The organism is Aurantiacibacter sp. KMU-128 (genome assembly GCF_056933515.1).
In genome coordinates, this window is record NZ_JBXORT010000001.1 from 555,562 (window position 1) to 570,347 (window position 14,786).

Genomic DNA, 14,786 nt, shown 5'->3' on the forward strand with positions numbered 1-14,786 from the left:
TGCTGACACAGGCGTAAGCGCCACCGCGCATGACAACCCGCGAAAAAACCGGTCTTCGCTCGCTCGCCGATAGCGCGCCCGAACGTCCGCTTGCCGAACAGATATTCACCTTTGCTTTTGGCGCGATCCAATGGCCGTGGCTGCTGAAGAGCCTGTGGGGCGGCACCAAGCGTTCCAAACGGGAACTGCTCGCGCGGCTCGATCTGGCGGATGACGCGCTGCCCAATCTGGGGAGCTGGAAGGCGGATACCTATCTGCTCCACCGGATTGTCGACGTGATCGAAACCGCGCGCCCGCAGGTCGTGGTGGAACTCGGCTGCGGTGCGACCTCGCTGGTGATCGCCCGCGCCCTGCAACTGCACGGCGGCGGCAAGCTTTACAGTTTCGACCAGAACGCCGATTTCGTCGAGCACACCGCCAGCTGGCTGGGCGATCACGGGGTAGAGGCGGAATTGCGCCCTGCGCCGATCGCGCCCGATCCCTCCGCATGGGCGAGCCAGTGGTACAGCCTGCCGGTGGTGCCCGATGCGATTGATCTGCTGGTGATCGACGGCCCGCCCTGGACGATCAACCCGCTGGTGCGCGGCCGTGCCGAAGTGCTGTTCGACCGCATCGTGCCCGGCGGGATAGTCCTGCTCGACGATGCCGCACGTCCCGGAGAACGGCTGGTGGCCCGCCGCTGGCGGCGGGACTGGCCGGGCTTTGCCTTCCACCTGCTATCGGGCGGGAAGGGGACGCTTGTCGGGCAAAGGGCCAGCTAGACCAGCGCTTTCTTGACACGATCCCCTTTTGTTCCCATCATGTTCCTCGTTCTGATTCGAGGAGCGTGATGATGCCGCATTCCGATTTCACCTATGCGATGGCGGCGGATGCTGCCGGATTGCCGCTGGCGGTCTCGATCTTTGCCGATTGCGATGTGTTGCGCGCGCAGATGGAGGATGACGTTGCCTCTGCCGGGCTGAAAGTGCGCGAGACGGGCAATCTGGCGCAATTGTTCGCAGGCGATGCGCGGGCGCTGGGCGAGGTGGTGCTGGTCGACTGCCCCAATCCCGATGCGGCGAATATGGCGACTTTGGCGCGGCTCGACAGCCGCGCGGCGCATTCGGGCGCGCGGCTGGTGATTTCGACGAGCATGGACGCGCTTGATGCGGTGTTCGGCTGCTGCGCGCAGTCTTCGCCGCAGATTCTGGTTAGCCCGCTGCGGGCGGAGCGGGTGATTGCGCTGGGCCGTGTGCTGGCGGGCATTCCCAATCTCCGCCTGCGTGAGCTTTCCGAGGATGACCGGCTGACCCTGCTGCGACTGACCGAGCAGGTAGGGCAGATTGCCGAGCGGCTCGACAAGCTCGATAGCGCACAAGGCTGGGGGAAGCGCGAGGGCGGCGGGGCGTTTCGTTTCGAAAGCCCCGGTGATGCGTGGCGCGCGCCAGCCAGAGACAATGAGCGCGAGCTGATCCGCAATCCGCGTCCGCCGCTGCCCGATGCGCGGCTGGTGCGGCAGGTGATTGCCAAGCGGCAGGCGCGGGCGAAGTTCTTCGATGCCGAACTGTTCGCCGATCCGGCATGGGATATGCTGCTCGACCTGACAGCGGCGCGGGTGGAGCGCAAGCGGGTCAGCGTAACCTCGCTCTGCATCGCTTCGGCGGTTCCGCCAACAACCGCGCTACGCTGGATCGGGCAGATGGTGGAGGCGGGGCTATTCATCCGCGTGGAAGACGACACCGACCGCCGCCGCGCCTTTATCGATCTGTCGGACCGCGCGGTGGATGCGATGGCGCGCTATTTTGCGGATGTGGGAGAGGATGCGCTGCTGGCCGCTTAGGGCGGTCCATCGATTTATCTACCGTTCGTCCTGAGCTTGTCGAAGGACTGTCTTTTCTTCTGGCACGCACCAAGTTCCAAAAAGAAAGTGCAGCCGTAGGCCTTCGGCCAGCTCCGCTTCCGACAGGCTCAGGGCAGTCGGGATTTGGAATTATGTTCTCGGGTGTGACCTGGGCTTCGGAAGTTAAACCAGACTAACGCCTGTCAAACGCGGCCTGCGCCTCCGCCTGACCGCTCACCCCGCTCGCGACCAGCACTTGCAGCAAAATCCGCGCTTTGGCGGGGCCGAGCGCGCGCGCGGCGATGAAACCGCTTTGCGCATCGCCGGGTTCGGGATCGACCAGACCTTCGTCAACTCGCGTGGCTCGCACAACGGGAACGCCGCCCGCGACCGCTTCCGCCAGCGCCTCGCGCACCACTTGCGGCATATTGCCCGCGCCAAAGCCCGCCAGCACGATGCCTTGCGCGCCGCTCGCCAGCGCCGCCGCGACGCTTCCCGCGTCCATGCCGGCAAAGGCGTGCAGGATCGGCACCGGCGGCAGCGCGGCGGGGAAGGGGAAGCGCGCGGCTTCTTCCACCCGCCATGGCGGCGAGAGCCAGTCGAGCGCGGATGGCGTCGCGAGCGCCACCGGCCCCCGCGGAAATCCGGCAAAGGCATTGGTGCCGCCAGTGCGCGCCTTGCGGGCATCGCGTGCGCTCAGCACCGTGTCGCCCATAACCAGCAGCACACCGCGACCGGCAGCTTCGGGATGCGCGGCGACCTGCACCGCATTGGCGAAATTGCGTAAGCCGTCGCTCCCCACCGCATCGGCAGGCCGCATCGCGCCCACCAAGACGACGGGCTTGGTCGTGGGCAAGGTCAGGTCGATCAGGAAGGCGGTCTCCTCTGCCGTATCGGTGCCGTGGGTGATGATCACGCCCGCGCAGTCCGGATCGTCCATCGCCGCCATGCAGGCCGCATGAAGCTCGCGCCAGATGGTGAAGGTAATGTCCGCCGAATCAATCGCCGCCACTTGTCGCCCGACCAGCTCCGCCTCGACGCCAAGGTCGCGGAAGTCGGCAAGGAAATCGGCGATGTCGATCTGCCCGGGGCGGTAATCCGCGCGGGTAGCAGAGCCGGCCTGGCCCGCAATCGTGCCGCCGGTGGCGAGGACGAGGATGGAGGGGGAGCGGCTTTGCATCAGGGTTGGTTCTTGTCCTTCCCGAAGGCGCAGCGCACCCTTCGCTTTGCTCGGGAGCGTTTCGCCCGAAGATGTCCTCCGGACATCTTCGCGTGCGAAACGCTGGTGGGCGATGACAGGCTCGAACTGCCGACCCTCTCGGTGTAAACGAGATGCTCTACCAACTGAGCTAATCGCCCCCAAAAGCGGGTGTGCTATGCAACATAGCGGGCGCGCCTTAGCGTAAGGTTGACAGGGTGGGAAGGGCCGAAAATGCACGAAATGGATATTGGCATTGCCGGTTGCGGGATTTCCGGCCTCGCCGCCGCGTTGCTGCTGCACCGTCAGGGCCACCGCGTCACGCTGTATGAGCGGTTTGCGGAGCCGCAACCGCTTGGGTCCGGCTTGATGGTGCAGCCCACAGGCATGGCGGTGCTCGATGCGCTGGGACTGGCGGAAGAGGTCTGTCGCAAAGGCGCACCGGTGGACGGGCTGCTCGGCCTCAACACCGAAGGCGAGCCGGTGCTCGAAGCCGCCTATGCCGATCTGGGCGTGCCGCACGTGGTCGGCCTCGGCATCCACCGCGCCAGCCTGTTCGGGGTGCTCTATGATGCGGTGCTGGCGAGCGGGATTACGGTGCGCACGGGGTGCGAAGTCACCGGCCTGCAATTGCGTGGGCCGCAGGCGCGCCTGACCTTTGCGCAAGGCGAACCCTCGCCCCCGCACGATCTGGTGGTCGATTCGCTCGGCGTGCGCTCCACCCTTGTCCCGCCGCTCAAGGCTGAATTGCCCTTCGGCGCGTTATGGGCGACGGTCGACTGGCCGCAGGATGCAGGGTTCAATCCGCGCCTGCTCGAACAGCGTTACGAGCGCGCGGACCGCATGGTCGGCCTGCTGCCGCTGGGGGAGGGCAAGGCGGCCTTCTTCTGGTCTTTACGCGGCGATGAATATGAGGGCTGGCTCACGCGCGGCATGGCGGCGTTTCGGGCCGAGGTGCTGGCGCTCTGGCCGCAGCTCGCGCCGGTCACCGCGCAGCTCACCGAGCCCGAGCAGCTGACTTTCGCCCGCTACGCCCACCGCACCACCAAGCGCGCGACCGCGCCGGGCATCGTGCATATCGGTGATAGCTGGCACGCGGCGAGCCCGCAGCTGGGACAAGGGGCGAACATGGCGCTGCTCGACGCGGTCGGGCTGGCGCGGGCGATCGAGCGCTCGGATACGGTGGAGGTAGTGCAGCAGACCTATCTCGGCCTGCGCAAGTCGCATGTCTTGCTCTACCAATGGCTGACCTGGGGCTTCACCCCGCCCTTCCAGTCGGCTTCGGTGTGGCCCGCGATTTTCCGCGACCACTTTATGGCACCCGCCTCGCGCATCGCGCCGGGGCCGCGGCTGAAAGCCTATCTGGTCGCCGGGCTGGCGGGGGCGGGGCTCGTTTCCCTCGGGGTGAAAGTGCCCGAATTTTCGCGGATTATCGGCCCGACATCACCCGAAGGCTCGACCCGCGGCGACGGGGTGACGGGGGTGAGCGCTTCGAGCACCTCCTCGCGCGCGTCCGCCGTGCTCCAGTCATAGGCGCCGATAACCCGCCACACTTCATTGCCATTGGCATCGTAGAGGATGGTCAGCGGCAGCACCGCCCCGCCGCCATAGGCCATGGCAAGATCGTTGGGCTGGTCCATCCAGCCGGGCAAATGGGTGAAGGATCGCCCGGCGAAGAACGGCCCCACCACTTCCGCCCCGCGCAGATCCTGGCTGATCGTCAGCACCCGCACCTGCCCGTCCAGATCGGCAGCGAGATCGTCGAGCAGCGGCATTTCGGCAATGCAGGGGGCGCACCATGTCGCCCAGAGATTGACCAGCACGGGTTCTTGCAGGCTCGCCAGATCGAGCGTCTGCCCCTCCAGATCGGTCACCGTGACCGCCGGGATCGGCTCGCCGGTAAAGCTGCGGTCGAGCAGGCCGTCGAGCGATACCGCGTCCTCTGCCGCGTCATCGCCTTGCGCCGCGCCGCCCGCGCCACTATCGCAGCCGCCCAGCGCTATTGCGAAAAGCGCGGCACAGGCGAGACAGGAAAGGCGCGATTTGGCCACGGATAACTCCTCCAACACCCCTTCGGGCAATGCAATGTGGGGCGGCCGATTTGCCGAGGGCCCCTCTGCTATCATGCGCGAGATTAACGCATCGATCCCCTTCGATAAACGTCTGTGGAAACAGGATATAGCGGCAAGCTGCGCCCATGTCGCCATGCTCGCCGCCTGCGATATCGTGAGCGACGCCGATGCGCAGGCGATCATCGCCGGGCTGGAGACGATTGCGGGCGAATATGAGCGTGACGGGGTGCCGGAGGACTGGGATCTCGAAGACATCCACATGACGACCGAAGCGCGGCTCGCCGAACTCATCGGCCCGGCGGCCGGTCGCCTGCACACGGCGCGCAGCCGCAACGATCAGGTGGCGACCGATTTCCGCCTGTGGGTGCGCGATACGATTGATGCGCTGATGGACGGGCTGGCGGCTTTGCAGCGCGCGCTGGTGCTGCGCGCGGAAGAGCACGCGGACAGCATTATGCCCGGATTCACCCATCTGCAAACCGCGCAGCCGGTGACCTTGGGGCATCACCTGATGGCCTATTACGAGATGGTAGGCCGCGATGTGGCGCGCTTTGCCGATGCGCGGGCGCGGGTGAACCAGTGTCCGCTCGGCAGCGCGGCCTTGGCGGGGACGGGTTTTCCCATCGACCGCGAAATGACCGCGCAGGCTTTGGGCTTTGCCGCGCCGACGAAAAACAGCCTTGATGCGGTGAGCGACCGTGACTTTGCCTTGGATTTCCTCGCTGCCGCGAGCCAGTGCGCGCTGCATCTGTCGCGTTTGGCGGAGGAATTTGTGATCTGGGCCAGCCAGCCTTTCGGCTTTGTGCGGATGCCCGATACGCTCAGCACCGGTTCGTCGATCATGCCGCAAAAGAAAAACCCTGATGCCGCCGAACTGGTGCGTGGCCATGCGGGGCGGATCGTTGGCTGCCAGATGGCGCTGATGATGACGATGAAGGGCCTTCCGCTCGCCTATTCAAAGGATATGCAGGACGACAAGCCGCCGGTGTTCGAAGCCGCCGATCTGCTCACCCTGTGCATCGCCGCGATGACGGGGATGGTGGACGGCGCGGATTTCCGCACCGAACGGATGCGGCAGGCGGCGGAACTCGGCTACGCCACCGCCACCGATCTGGCCGACTGGCTGGTGCGCGAGGCCGATATTCCCTTCCGCGAGGCGCACCACATCACCGGTGCGGCGGTGAAGCTGGCCGAGCGCAAGGGCGTTGCCCTGGACGAACTCTCGCTCGACGAATTGCAGGCGATTGATGCGCGGATTGATGATCGCGTGTATAGGGCGCTGTCGGTTGAGGCATCGGTGGCGGCGCGCAATTCCTATGGCGGCACCGCGCCCGATCAGGTGCGCGCCCGCATTGCCGAGGCGAAGGCCGGTTTGGAGATCGAGCGATGAAACGCATAGCTGTTGCCTTCCTGATCGCACTGGCGCTTACCGCCTGCGGCCAGCGTGCGCCCTTGCAGCCGCTCGCTGGCGAGAGCCTCCCGCCGCCGCCCTATGGCGCGACCGAGCCACTGACGGCGGAAGAACTGCTCAAAACCGAACCGCAAGCCGCGCCCGACCGCAATGTCGAACTGCGCCGCGAAAGCGAGGAACGCGAGGACGATCCGTTCGATCTGCCGCCTGAAGGTTAGATCGGAAACCAAGATCCGAATGTCCTGAGCTTGTCGAAGGACTGCTTTTACTTCGAGTGAAGCGTCAGAAGAGAAAGACAGCCGTAGGCCTATGGCCAGCTTCGCTTCCGACAAGCTCAGGGCGGTCTGGATTAGTAGCGTTGAGCGATGGCAAGAATAACTGTCTCGACTACACGCCCCTTCGCCGCCATGAGGGGCCGCGATGGATCATTTCGCAATCAGAGACGGCGAACTTCACGCCGAAAACGTGCCGCTGTCGCGCATCGCGGAGGAAGTGGGCACGCCCGTCTATGTCTATTCGCGCGCCACGTTTGAACGCCATGCGCGGGTTTTCCGCGCAGGGTTGGACGGGCTGGAGAAGCCGCCGCATCTCGCCTTTGCGGTAAAGGCCAATCCCAATCTCGCCGTGCTGCGCCTGCTGGCCAATGAAGGCTATGGCGCGGACGTGGTCTCGGGCGGCGAGCTGGCACGCGCGTTGCTGGCCGGAATGCCAGCGGAGGACATCGTCTTTTCCGGCGTCGGCAAAACCGGTGCAGAGCTGGTGCAGGGGCTGGACGCGGGGATCGGCCAGTTCAACATCGAATCGGGCGAGGAAGGTCGCGAGCTTGCTGCTATCGCTGCATCGCGCGGACAAGTGGCGCGCTGTGCGCTCCGCGTGAACCCCGATGTCGATGCGGGCACGCATGACAAGATTTCCACCGGCAAGGCGGACAACAAATTCGGCGTGCCCATCGGCCATGCGCCCGAACTGTTTGCCGAGCTTTCGGCGCTTCCCGGCATCGAACTGCGCGGGCTGGCTGTGCATATCGGCAGCCAATTGTCCGACCTCACCCCGCTCGAAACCGCTTTCGGCAAGCTGGGTGATATGCTCGCACGGCTGCGCAGCGAGGGGCACACCATCACCCATATGGATTTGGGCGGCGGGATTGGCGTGCCCTACAGGCCGGACGAGCGCACCCCGTCTCCGGCGGAGTATGGCGCGATGGTCGCCCGCGTCACCAAGGGCTGGGACGTGACACTGATGTTCGAGCCCGGGCGTGTGATCGCTGGCAATGCGGGCGTGCTGCTGACCCGCGTGATCCGCGTGAAGCGCGGGCTCAACAATCCTTTCGTGATTGTCGATGCGGCGATGAACGATCTGGCGCGGCCTGCGCTCTATGGCGCCTATCACGGATTTACCGCCGTGCGGCCCACGGGTGAGCGGATGACCGCCAATATCGTCGGCCCGATTTGCGAAACGGGCGATACCTTCGCCACCGACCGCGAGACGGACGCGCTCGTATCCGGCGATCTCGCGATTTTCCGCACCGCCGGAGCCTATGGCGCGACCATGGCGAGCAGTTACAATTCGCGCGGTTTTGTTGCCGAAGTTATGGTCGACGGCAGCGATTATGCCGTGGTCGCCGACCGCATCCTGCCCGGCAGCATCGCCGATGCCGAGCGCGTGCCGGACTTCCTCACCTGATGCAGCAATTGCCGCTCTTCCATGCGATTGCTGGTCAGCCGGTGCTGGTGCTGGGCGAAGGCGGGATGGCGGAGCCCAAGGCGCGGCTGGTGGCGCGGGCGGGCGGGCGCATCGTCACCGATATGCAGCAAGCGATCGACGAGGGCGCGCGGCTGGCTTTCGTCGCGCATGAGGATGCGGCGATGTGCGAGGCGGACGCGATCCGCCTGCGCTGTGCGGGAATGCTGGTGAATGTCGTCGACCGGCCCGACCTGTGCGACTTTACCACGCCGAGCATACTCGACCGCGATCCGGTGCTGGTCGCCGTAGGCACGGGCGGCGCATCTGCCGGGCTGGCGAAGCAATTGCGGCTGCGGCTCGAAAAGCTGCTGCCCGCCGATCTCGGCACGCTGGCCGACCGTCTATTCACGATGCGCGAAGCGATCAAGGCTCGCTTTCCGGTGATGGCGGAGCGCCGCCGCGCACTCGATGCGGCGCTGGGCGAAGGCGGGGTGCTTGATCCCCTGCGCGCGGGCGGCGGGGCGCGGGTGGAGGAATGGCTCGACGCTGCCGAGGCGGTGGAACCTGCTGAAACGCACAGTTTCACGCTCACCAGCACCGATCCCGAAGACCTTACCCTGCGGCAAGCGCGGCTGCTCGGCAGTGCGGATGTCGTGATCGCCGATGCGGCTGTGCCCGCCGCCATCCTGCAACGCGCCCGCGCCGATGCGCAGCGGCTTCTGCCGGATGAGGCAAGGGCTGATTCTCAAGGGCTTACCGTCATTCTCCGCTTTGAGTTGGGTCAATAATGTCAGTGATTACAAGAGTTTAATTTCATCCTTCGCCGCCGCTGCGGCACTCCTTTGCGCAGCCCGTCAATCGTGTCGGGCGCTTGTGCGAAAAGGATAACAGGATGAAATTCCCCAAGATTGACCTGTCCAGCCTGCCCGACCTTGGAACGCTGACCGGAATGTTTGGCTCGATCGCCGATCCGACATCGCCGACCGATCCCGGCCCCGGCCTGCCCGGCCCTGACGATACCATCATAGTGTTGGCCACGCTGGTCTATGACAGCGCCCCGCCCAGCGGCGGCCTGTTCTAGACGGCCGGCGGGTTTCCGATGGATGTGCATCCGTTCATCGCGGCGCTGCGGAGCGACAGGGCTCCGCAGCGTCAGGCCCAGAGCGCGATGGAAGCTGCGCGCAATGCGTGGCGGGCGGAGCCGGGCGCGGCGCAGACCATGGCCGAGCTGGAGCGATACGGGGATGGCGCTCCGCTGAGCGACTGCCCGCAATTGGCAGCGGTGTTCACCGGGCAGGGCGAGGCCGAGCGGCTGATGGCGCTGCTCAGCCAGCATTATTGCGCCGCGCTTGCCGCCAATCCCATCGGCCACCCGCCCTTCCGCAACGGTTTCAACGGCAGTGCGGGCACGATCCTGCTCGCCCGCTCGGGCCGCGCGCAGATCATGCTCCAAAGCCGCGAGCCGGGGAACTTCCGGCAAGCGAGCTACAAATACACCGACGCCACCCGCTTCGATGCGGTGCTGGCAGGCGAAGGCGCAGCGCGGATCGTGCGCGCTTGGCCTGCTGCGGGCGGGGGCGGACGGATGGCGTTTGCCGAGGAGACCGAGCCACTTGCCCCCGGCGGACGCTTCGCCTTCGACTGTTCCACCGAAGCGTTCGTGACAGATCGCGTCACGCGCCGCGTCGTCATGCTGCGCCTGCTGCGCGCCAATGTTTCGCCTGCACCCAGCCGCGAATATTCGGCTGCCAGCGGCGAGCTGCTGCTGCAAAGCGCCGCCACCATCGCCACCAGCCGGCAGGAAGCGATCATCGCACTGCTCGGCCGCATGGGCCGCAAGGATGCCGTCCCCGAAATCGCACGCACCGCATTGGGTGAGGGTGACCCGTCGCTGCGCTGGCAGGCCCTGCGCGAGTGCATCGCGCTCGACACGCGGGAAGGCTTCACCGCGTTGCTCACGCTCGCCCGGCGCAGCGGTGATCCGCTCGCCGCCAATGCCGGAGCCCTGCGCGCGCAACTGCTCGAAACCCATCCCCAACTCGCAGATCTGGAGGCCCGCCAATGCCCCGTGTAATCGACTGTCCCGACACCGCCAGCTGCGAGCTGGGTGCCTGTATTGACGCGCTCTATGCGCAAGGCTTCCACCCGTGGGAGGAGGAGAGCCTGCTCGGCGCGGCGGGCTGGCTTAGGAAGCTCGGCAATAACCGTGATTTCCTCGGCGATATGCTGGTTGACGAGCTGAAGCGCGGGATCAAGGCGGCGGAGGATGCGAGCGATTACGGCCCGCAAGTGGTGATGCTCTCCACGCTCGGCAGCGAATTCTATATGCGCGCCAATTTCTGGCCGGGCGAGGACGAACATATGTTCCGCGCCAGCGGGCATTCGGCCTTCAGCTACCACTTGCCGCACGATCACAATTTCGACTTTCTCACCGTGGGCTATTTCGGCCCCGGCTATGCGAGCGATTACTACGAATATGATTACGAGAGCGTCGCGGGCATTGTCGGCGAGAAGGCGGGCCTGCGCTTTATCGAGCGATCCACGCTGACGCCGGGCAAGCTGATGCACTACCGCGCGCACCGCGATGTGCATTCGCAATTGCCGCCGCAAAGCCTCTCGGTCTCGCTCAACATCATGCACGCAGGCGGCGCGCAGGGCTGGCTCGACCAGTACCGTTTCGATGTCGAGCGCGACGAGATTTCAGGCGTTATCAGCGCGGGCGGGAGCGAGACGTTTCTGCGCGTGGCTGTCGGGCTGGGGGGCGGAGAGGCGCGCGATCTGGCGCAGCACTTCGCCGGGTCGCACCCCAGCGACCGGATGCGGCTGGTGGCGCTGGAAGCGCAGGCCGGCGTACTTGGCGTGGAAGAGCGCGATGCCCTGTGGCGGCGTGCGGAGGCTTCGGGCAGCAGGCTGGTGGCAGGCGAGGCGGTGCGGCGACGGCGGGTGCTTGCGGCCGCTTAGAGTATCCCGCCCGCCAGCCGGTCAATCGCGCCCTGCAGGATGATCGCCGCTGCGTGGCTGTCGATCCGCTCGGCGCGTTTGGCGCGGCTGAAATCCTGCGCGATCAGGTCGCGCTCGGCGCTGGCGGTTGACCAGCGTTCGTCCCACAGGAGCACGGGAAGGCCCAGCACCAGCAGGTTGCGCGCAAAGCTGCGGCTCGCCTGCGCTCGCGGGCCGGAACTGCCATCCATATTGAGCGGCAGGCCGATGACGACACCGGCAACGCTGCGTGCCTGCACGATTTCTTCAAGCGCGGCCTTGTCGCGTCCGAACTTGCCTTTGGGTAGCGTTTTGCCCGCCGTGGCAAAGCTCCATCCGGCGTCGCACAGCGCAGTGCCGATGGTCTTGGTGCCAAGATCAAGCCCCAGCAGCACGCCGCCCTCGGGCAGCGCCCCGGCGAACTCGGCGGCGTTCTCGGTCAGGAGCGGCTGGCTTGCCACGCGCGCACCCGGTTCACGACATCATTCTGCACGTTTTGCCAGAACAACGGGATGTCATAAGCGTGATAATTGTTGCCCGGCAGCACATATTGCCCAAGCTCCGGCGGATCGCCGATCAGCAGCAGACCGTTTTCGGCGCAGCTTGCAGGCACAGCACGGGCGACCAGCTCTCCGGCGGACAGATCGTTATTGGGCACCAGCGTTCCCATATTGCGCTCGACGCCGGCGCTGTCATTGATCGTGCCGGTCAGCGGATTGACGCAGAGAATCGGGCTTTCGCCGCGCGGCTCCCCGTCGATGCCGGGCACTTGTGAATAGCGGCGCAGGAACAGGCCCGGTTCGGCAGGCTCGGCAAAGCTGGCATAGCCGAAGACGCAGGCCGACTGGTCGGGCGTGGCGCAGGCGGGAAGGCCGAGGCTGGGCAAATCATGCTCCACACTGATCGGCCAGCCGATGGGATAGGCCATGGCGATGCGGCTTTGCAGTTCCGTGCCCGCCACTCTTTCGGCAAGAAGCCGTGTCACGTGATAGCCGCCCTGGCTGTGCCCCGCGAGGACGATGGGCATATCGGCGGGCACCGAATCGATGAAGAAATCGAACGCGTCGGACACGTCCTGATAAGCGGCGTCGAGCGCTTGTTGGGATTCCGGCATATCGGTGATGAACGCGCCAAAGGTCGCCTGCCGGTAACGCGGCACCCAGATCTCGCTCGCCTGATTGAACGCGCTGGCGAGGCCACGCACCATCAGCCGCGCGCGGTTCTGCGAATCCTCGTCATCAAGCGGCGCGTTCCACTGCCGCGCATCGAAAAAGCTGGTCGGGTGGACGAAGAAAACGGCAAAGCGCGGTGCATCACCATCGCTTGCGGCTGTATCCGGTGCGCCGTCTGCCGGATCGCCAACGGCTTCTTCCTCGACACGAAACGCGGGCTGCCAGCGCGCCGGATCATTGCCCGCGCCCATGCCGGGGCGGCTGAACCACATGGCGGGGTCCTGATAGGCGTTCACGTCAAGCGGCGCCTGCTCGACGAATTCGGAGTCGGGCACCAGCGCCACTTCGGTCAGCTCGTCACCGAAAACGCGCAGGCCGAACAGCCCGGCCACCACCAGCACCGTAAGGATAACGATCGTGTAGAGAAACTTACGCAGGGTTATTCTCCATATAGGGTATCCGGCTTTGCCGCCGGGCTTCATCCTGTGCATCGTTTGCCGCGGCTCTTTGTTCCAGCGCGACCTTGATCATGGCGAGCAGCGGATCGGCCAGAAACAGGCCGAGAATGCCGAACAATATGCCCATCACAAGCTGGAATCCGAGCACCAGTGCGGGCGCAAGGTCGACCGTCTTTCGGGCGATCATGGGGATGACGAAATAGCCGTCGATATTCTGCACGAGCAAATAGACGATGATCGTGTAGAGCCCCATCTCCATACCGCCGCTAAAGCCTACCAGCACCATCAGCGCACCCGATACCAGCGCACCGATATTGGGGACGAAAGCCAGCAGGCCGGTGAGGATGGCGAGCAGCGCGGCCATCGGAATTTCATCGCCGGTTACAAGGCCGTAGCCCACCAGCATCGCGTAAGTGAACACGCCTTCGAACACCATGCCCACCAGCCGCCCGAACATCAGCCGCCGCATCGTGTAACCCATCCGCTCCACCGTGACGTGGAAGTCGGCGCGCTGGGTTTTGGGCAAGATCCACGCGACGCCGCGTTCGTAAAGGCGCGGTTCGGCGGCGACATAAATGCCGATGATGAGGATAATCACCAATGTGGTGAGCGCGCCGAAAACGCCGCCAATCGCGCTGGTGATTAGGCCCGCGCCCGACATCACCTGATTGATGATGGTTTCCGCATTGTCCTGGTTGATCGCAAAGCCCTGTTCGCGCAGCCATTCGATGAAGGTGAAGAACTGTTCGCTAACGATCGCCGGAAATTCAGCCGCCTGCCGCGAAATTTGCGTGCCCGCAAACAGGCTCAGCCAGACCAGAAACCCGACCAGCGACAAAAGGACAATCGCAATGCGCATACCGCGCCCGATGGGCAGCACGCGGCCAAGCAGGCGCGCACCGCCATCGATCATCGTCGCGAACACCATCGCACCGAAGATCACCAGCAGGCTTTGCGAGATGTAGACCGCGAGCAGCGAGAGCCCGATCACGCCCATCCAGATCAGCGCCTTGGCGAACTCCATGCGCAATTCGGGATTGCTGATGCGCGCGGGGCTGGCCCCCATCGGGGCGTCACTGTCCTTGTCGGCCTTGGACGGTTTGCCGCTCACTCGGTGCTTCCTTCGCCTGGCTGTCCGCGCAATTCGGGTCGCAGACTGCGCCAAGCGCGCTCGCCGCGCAAGGCATCCCACCAGGTGAGCGGATTATAGGTCGACGAACCGTCGAGCGAGAAGGTGATGAATTCCGCCCGCCCGCCAACATCGGCGAGTGGCACCGGCCCGCCGAGCCCCAACTGGCCGAAGCCCGCCGGCGCGCGGCTGTCCGCCGAATGGTCACGGTTGTCGCCCATCAGGAAAACATGGCCGTCGGGCACCGTCACCGGCGCCATATTGTCAAGGAACTGTTCGGTATGGTCGATTATCAGATAGCTCGCGCCATTGGGCAGCGTTTCGCGGTAGGTCGGCGGCTCGTACACCTGGTTGCCGTCTTCCAGCGTGACGCGATAGGGCTCGAATGCGGACAGGCAGGGCGTCCCTTCGCACAGATTGTCGTTTTCGGTGCTGAGCCGCACGGGCACTTCGACTTCGCGCGGCACCATCTCGCCATTGAGGATGATCCGCCCGTCCACCAGCGCAATGGTATCGCCCGGCAGCGCGACGACGCGCTTGATATAGTCCTGCTCGCTATCGGGCGGGACGAGGATCACCACATCGCCATATTCGGGCGCGGCGGGGGCGATGCGCCAGTCATCGCGCGGGAAGACGCGGAAGGTCGCCGAAACCCAGCTCCAGCCATAGGGATATTTCGACACGATCAGCCGGTCACCCACCAGCAGGTTGGGCACCATGCTGGCGCTGGGTATGTAGAACGGCTTGGCGACGAAGGTGTGGAACACCAGCACGGCGAGCAGCATCAGGGCCAGGCCGCGCAATTCGGCCCACCAGTTCACTTTCTCGTCTTGGCTCTTGTTATCGCTCATGCGCGAGGGGGCAT

Annotated in this window: 15 protein-coding genes, 1 tRNA gene and 1 pseudogene; 10 read left to right on the plus strand and 7 right to left on the minus strand. The window is 65.3% G+C overall.

Going from position 1 to position 14,786, the window contains the following annotated elements; genetic code table 11:
• Positions 1–29 precede the first annotated feature (29 nt).
• Positions 30–761, plus strand: a complete 732-nt coding sequence (locus ACS0VV_RS02845; protein ID WP_483531221.1) for a class I SAM-dependent methyltransferase — start codon at positions 30–32, stop codon at positions 759–761.
• Positions 762–832: 71 nt separating this feature from the next.
• Positions 833–1,819, plus strand: a complete 987-nt coding sequence (locus tag ACS0VV_RS02850) for a MarR family transcriptional regulator (RefSeq protein WP_483533489.1) — start codon at positions 833–835, stop codon at positions 1,817–1,819.
• 193 nt (positions 1,820–2,012) lie between these two features.
• Here ACS0VV_RS02850 and ACS0VV_RS02855 read toward each other — a convergent pair whose 3' ends face one another.
• Together ACS0VV_RS02855 and ACS0VV_RS02860 are read right to left on the minus strand one after the other, a co-directional pair.
• Positions 2,013–2,999, minus strand: a complete 987-nt coding sequence (locus tag ACS0VV_RS02855; protein ID WP_483531222.1) for an asparaginase — start codon at positions 2,997–2,999, stop codon at positions 2,013–2,015.
• Positions 3,000–3,102: 103 nt separating this feature from the next.
• A tRNA-Val gene (locus ACS0VV_RS02860) sits at positions 3,103–3,178 on the minus strand.
• A gap of 73 nt (positions 3,179–3,251) precedes the next feature.
• On the opposite strand from ACS0VV_RS02860, the gene ACS0VV_RS02865 reads away from it, so the two are divergent.
• Positions 3,252–4,550 (plus strand): FAD-dependent oxidoreductase, encoded by a 1,299-nt coding sequence (locus ACS0VV_RS02865; protein WP_483531223.1) that lies wholly within the window; start codon positions 3,252–3,254, stop codon positions 4,548–4,550.
• Between the two features lie 38 nt (positions 4,551–4,588).
• Here ACS0VV_RS02865 and ACS0VV_RS02870 read toward each other — a convergent pair.
• A pseudogene (locus ACS0VV_RS02870) lies at positions 4,589–5,143 on the minus strand (TlpA family protein disulfide reductase); the annotation flags it as partial.
• On the opposite strand from ACS0VV_RS02870, the gene argH reads away from it, so the two are divergent.
• The 7 genes from argH to ACS0VV_RS02905 all read left to right on the plus strand — a co-directional run bounded on the left by argH (position 5,103) and on the right by ACS0VV_RS02905 (position 11,144).
• Positions 5,103–6,479 carry an argininosuccinate lyase gene (gene argH, locus ACS0VV_RS02875; RefSeq protein ID WP_483531224.1) on the plus strand — a complete coding sequence of 459 codons (1,377 nt, stop codon included), beginning with the start codon at positions 5,103–5,105 and terminating at the stop codon, positions 6,477–6,479. The pseudogene ACS0VV_RS02870 and the gene argH overlap by 41 nt on opposite strands.
• Complete coding sequence (gene lptM / locus ACS0VV_RS02880; RefSeq protein WP_483531225.1) at positions 6,476–6,718, plus strand: LPS translocon maturation chaperone LptM; 243 nt, start codon at positions 6,476–6,478, stop codon at positions 6,716–6,718. Before argH ends, lptM begins: the two co-directional genes overlap by 4 nt.
• 202 nt (positions 6,719–6,920) lie before the next feature.
• Positions 6,921–8,183 carry a diaminopimelate decarboxylase gene (gene lysA / locus ACS0VV_RS02885; RefSeq protein WP_483531226.1) on the plus strand — a complete coding sequence of 421 codons (1,263 nt, stop codon included), beginning with the start codon at positions 6,921–6,923 and terminating at the stop codon, positions 8,181–8,183.
• Positions 8,183–8,971: a precorrin-2 dehydrogenase/sirohydrochlorin ferrochelatase family protein gene (locus ACS0VV_RS02890; RefSeq protein WP_483531227.1), complete on the plus strand. Its 789-nt coding sequence runs from the start codon at positions 8,183–8,185 to the stop codon at positions 8,969–8,971. Before lysA ends, ACS0VV_RS02890 begins: the two co-directional genes overlap by 1 nt.
• Before the next feature lie 104 nt (positions 8,972–9,075).
• Positions 9,076–9,264 (plus strand): hypothetical protein, encoded by a 189-nt coding sequence (locus ACS0VV_RS02895; RefSeq protein WP_483531228.1) that lies wholly within the window; start codon positions 9,076–9,078, stop codon positions 9,262–9,264.
• Between the two features lie 18 nt (positions 9,265–9,282).
• Entirely contained in the window at positions 9,283–10,257 is a 975-nt protein-coding gene (locus ACS0VV_RS02900; protein WP_483531229.1) for a hypothetical protein, read from the plus strand.
• Entirely contained in the window at positions 10,245–11,144 is a 900-nt protein-coding gene (locus ACS0VV_RS02905) for a transposase (RefSeq protein ID WP_483531230.1), read from the plus strand. Before ACS0VV_RS02900 ends, ACS0VV_RS02905 begins: the two co-directional genes overlap by 13 nt.
• On the opposite strand, the gene ruvX is transcribed toward ACS0VV_RS02905, so the two are convergent.
• Genes ruvX through lepB form a run of 4 tightly spaced genes read right to left on the minus strand, consistent with a single transcriptional unit; the run spans position 11,141 to position 14,772 of the window.
• On the minus strand, positions 11,141–11,623 hold the full coding sequence (gene ruvX / locus ACS0VV_RS02910) for a Holliday junction resolvase RuvX (protein ID WP_483531231.1): 483 nt from the start codon (positions 11,621–11,623) through the stop codon (positions 11,141–11,143). The genes ACS0VV_RS02905 and ruvX overlap by 4 nt on opposite strands.
• Positions 11,602–12,825, minus strand: a complete 1,224-nt coding sequence (locus tag ACS0VV_RS02915; protein ID WP_483531232.1) for a DUF3089 domain-containing protein — start codon at positions 12,823–12,825, stop codon at positions 11,602–11,604. The genes ruvX and ACS0VV_RS02915 overlap by 22 nt, the downstream gene beginning before the upstream one ends.
• Entirely contained in the window at positions 12,764–13,903 is a 1,140-nt protein-coding gene (locus ACS0VV_RS02920; protein ID WP_483531233.1) for an AI-2E family transporter, read from the minus strand. Before ACS0VV_RS02920 ends, ACS0VV_RS02915 begins: the two co-directional genes overlap by 62 nt.
• Positions 13,900–14,772, minus strand: a complete 873-nt coding sequence (lepB, locus tag ACS0VV_RS02925) for a signal peptidase I (protein ID WP_483531234.1) — start codon at positions 14,770–14,772, stop codon at positions 13,900–13,902. The genes ACS0VV_RS02920 and lepB overlap by 4 nt, the downstream gene beginning before the upstream one ends.
• Positions 14,773–14,786: the final 14 nt, after the last annotated feature.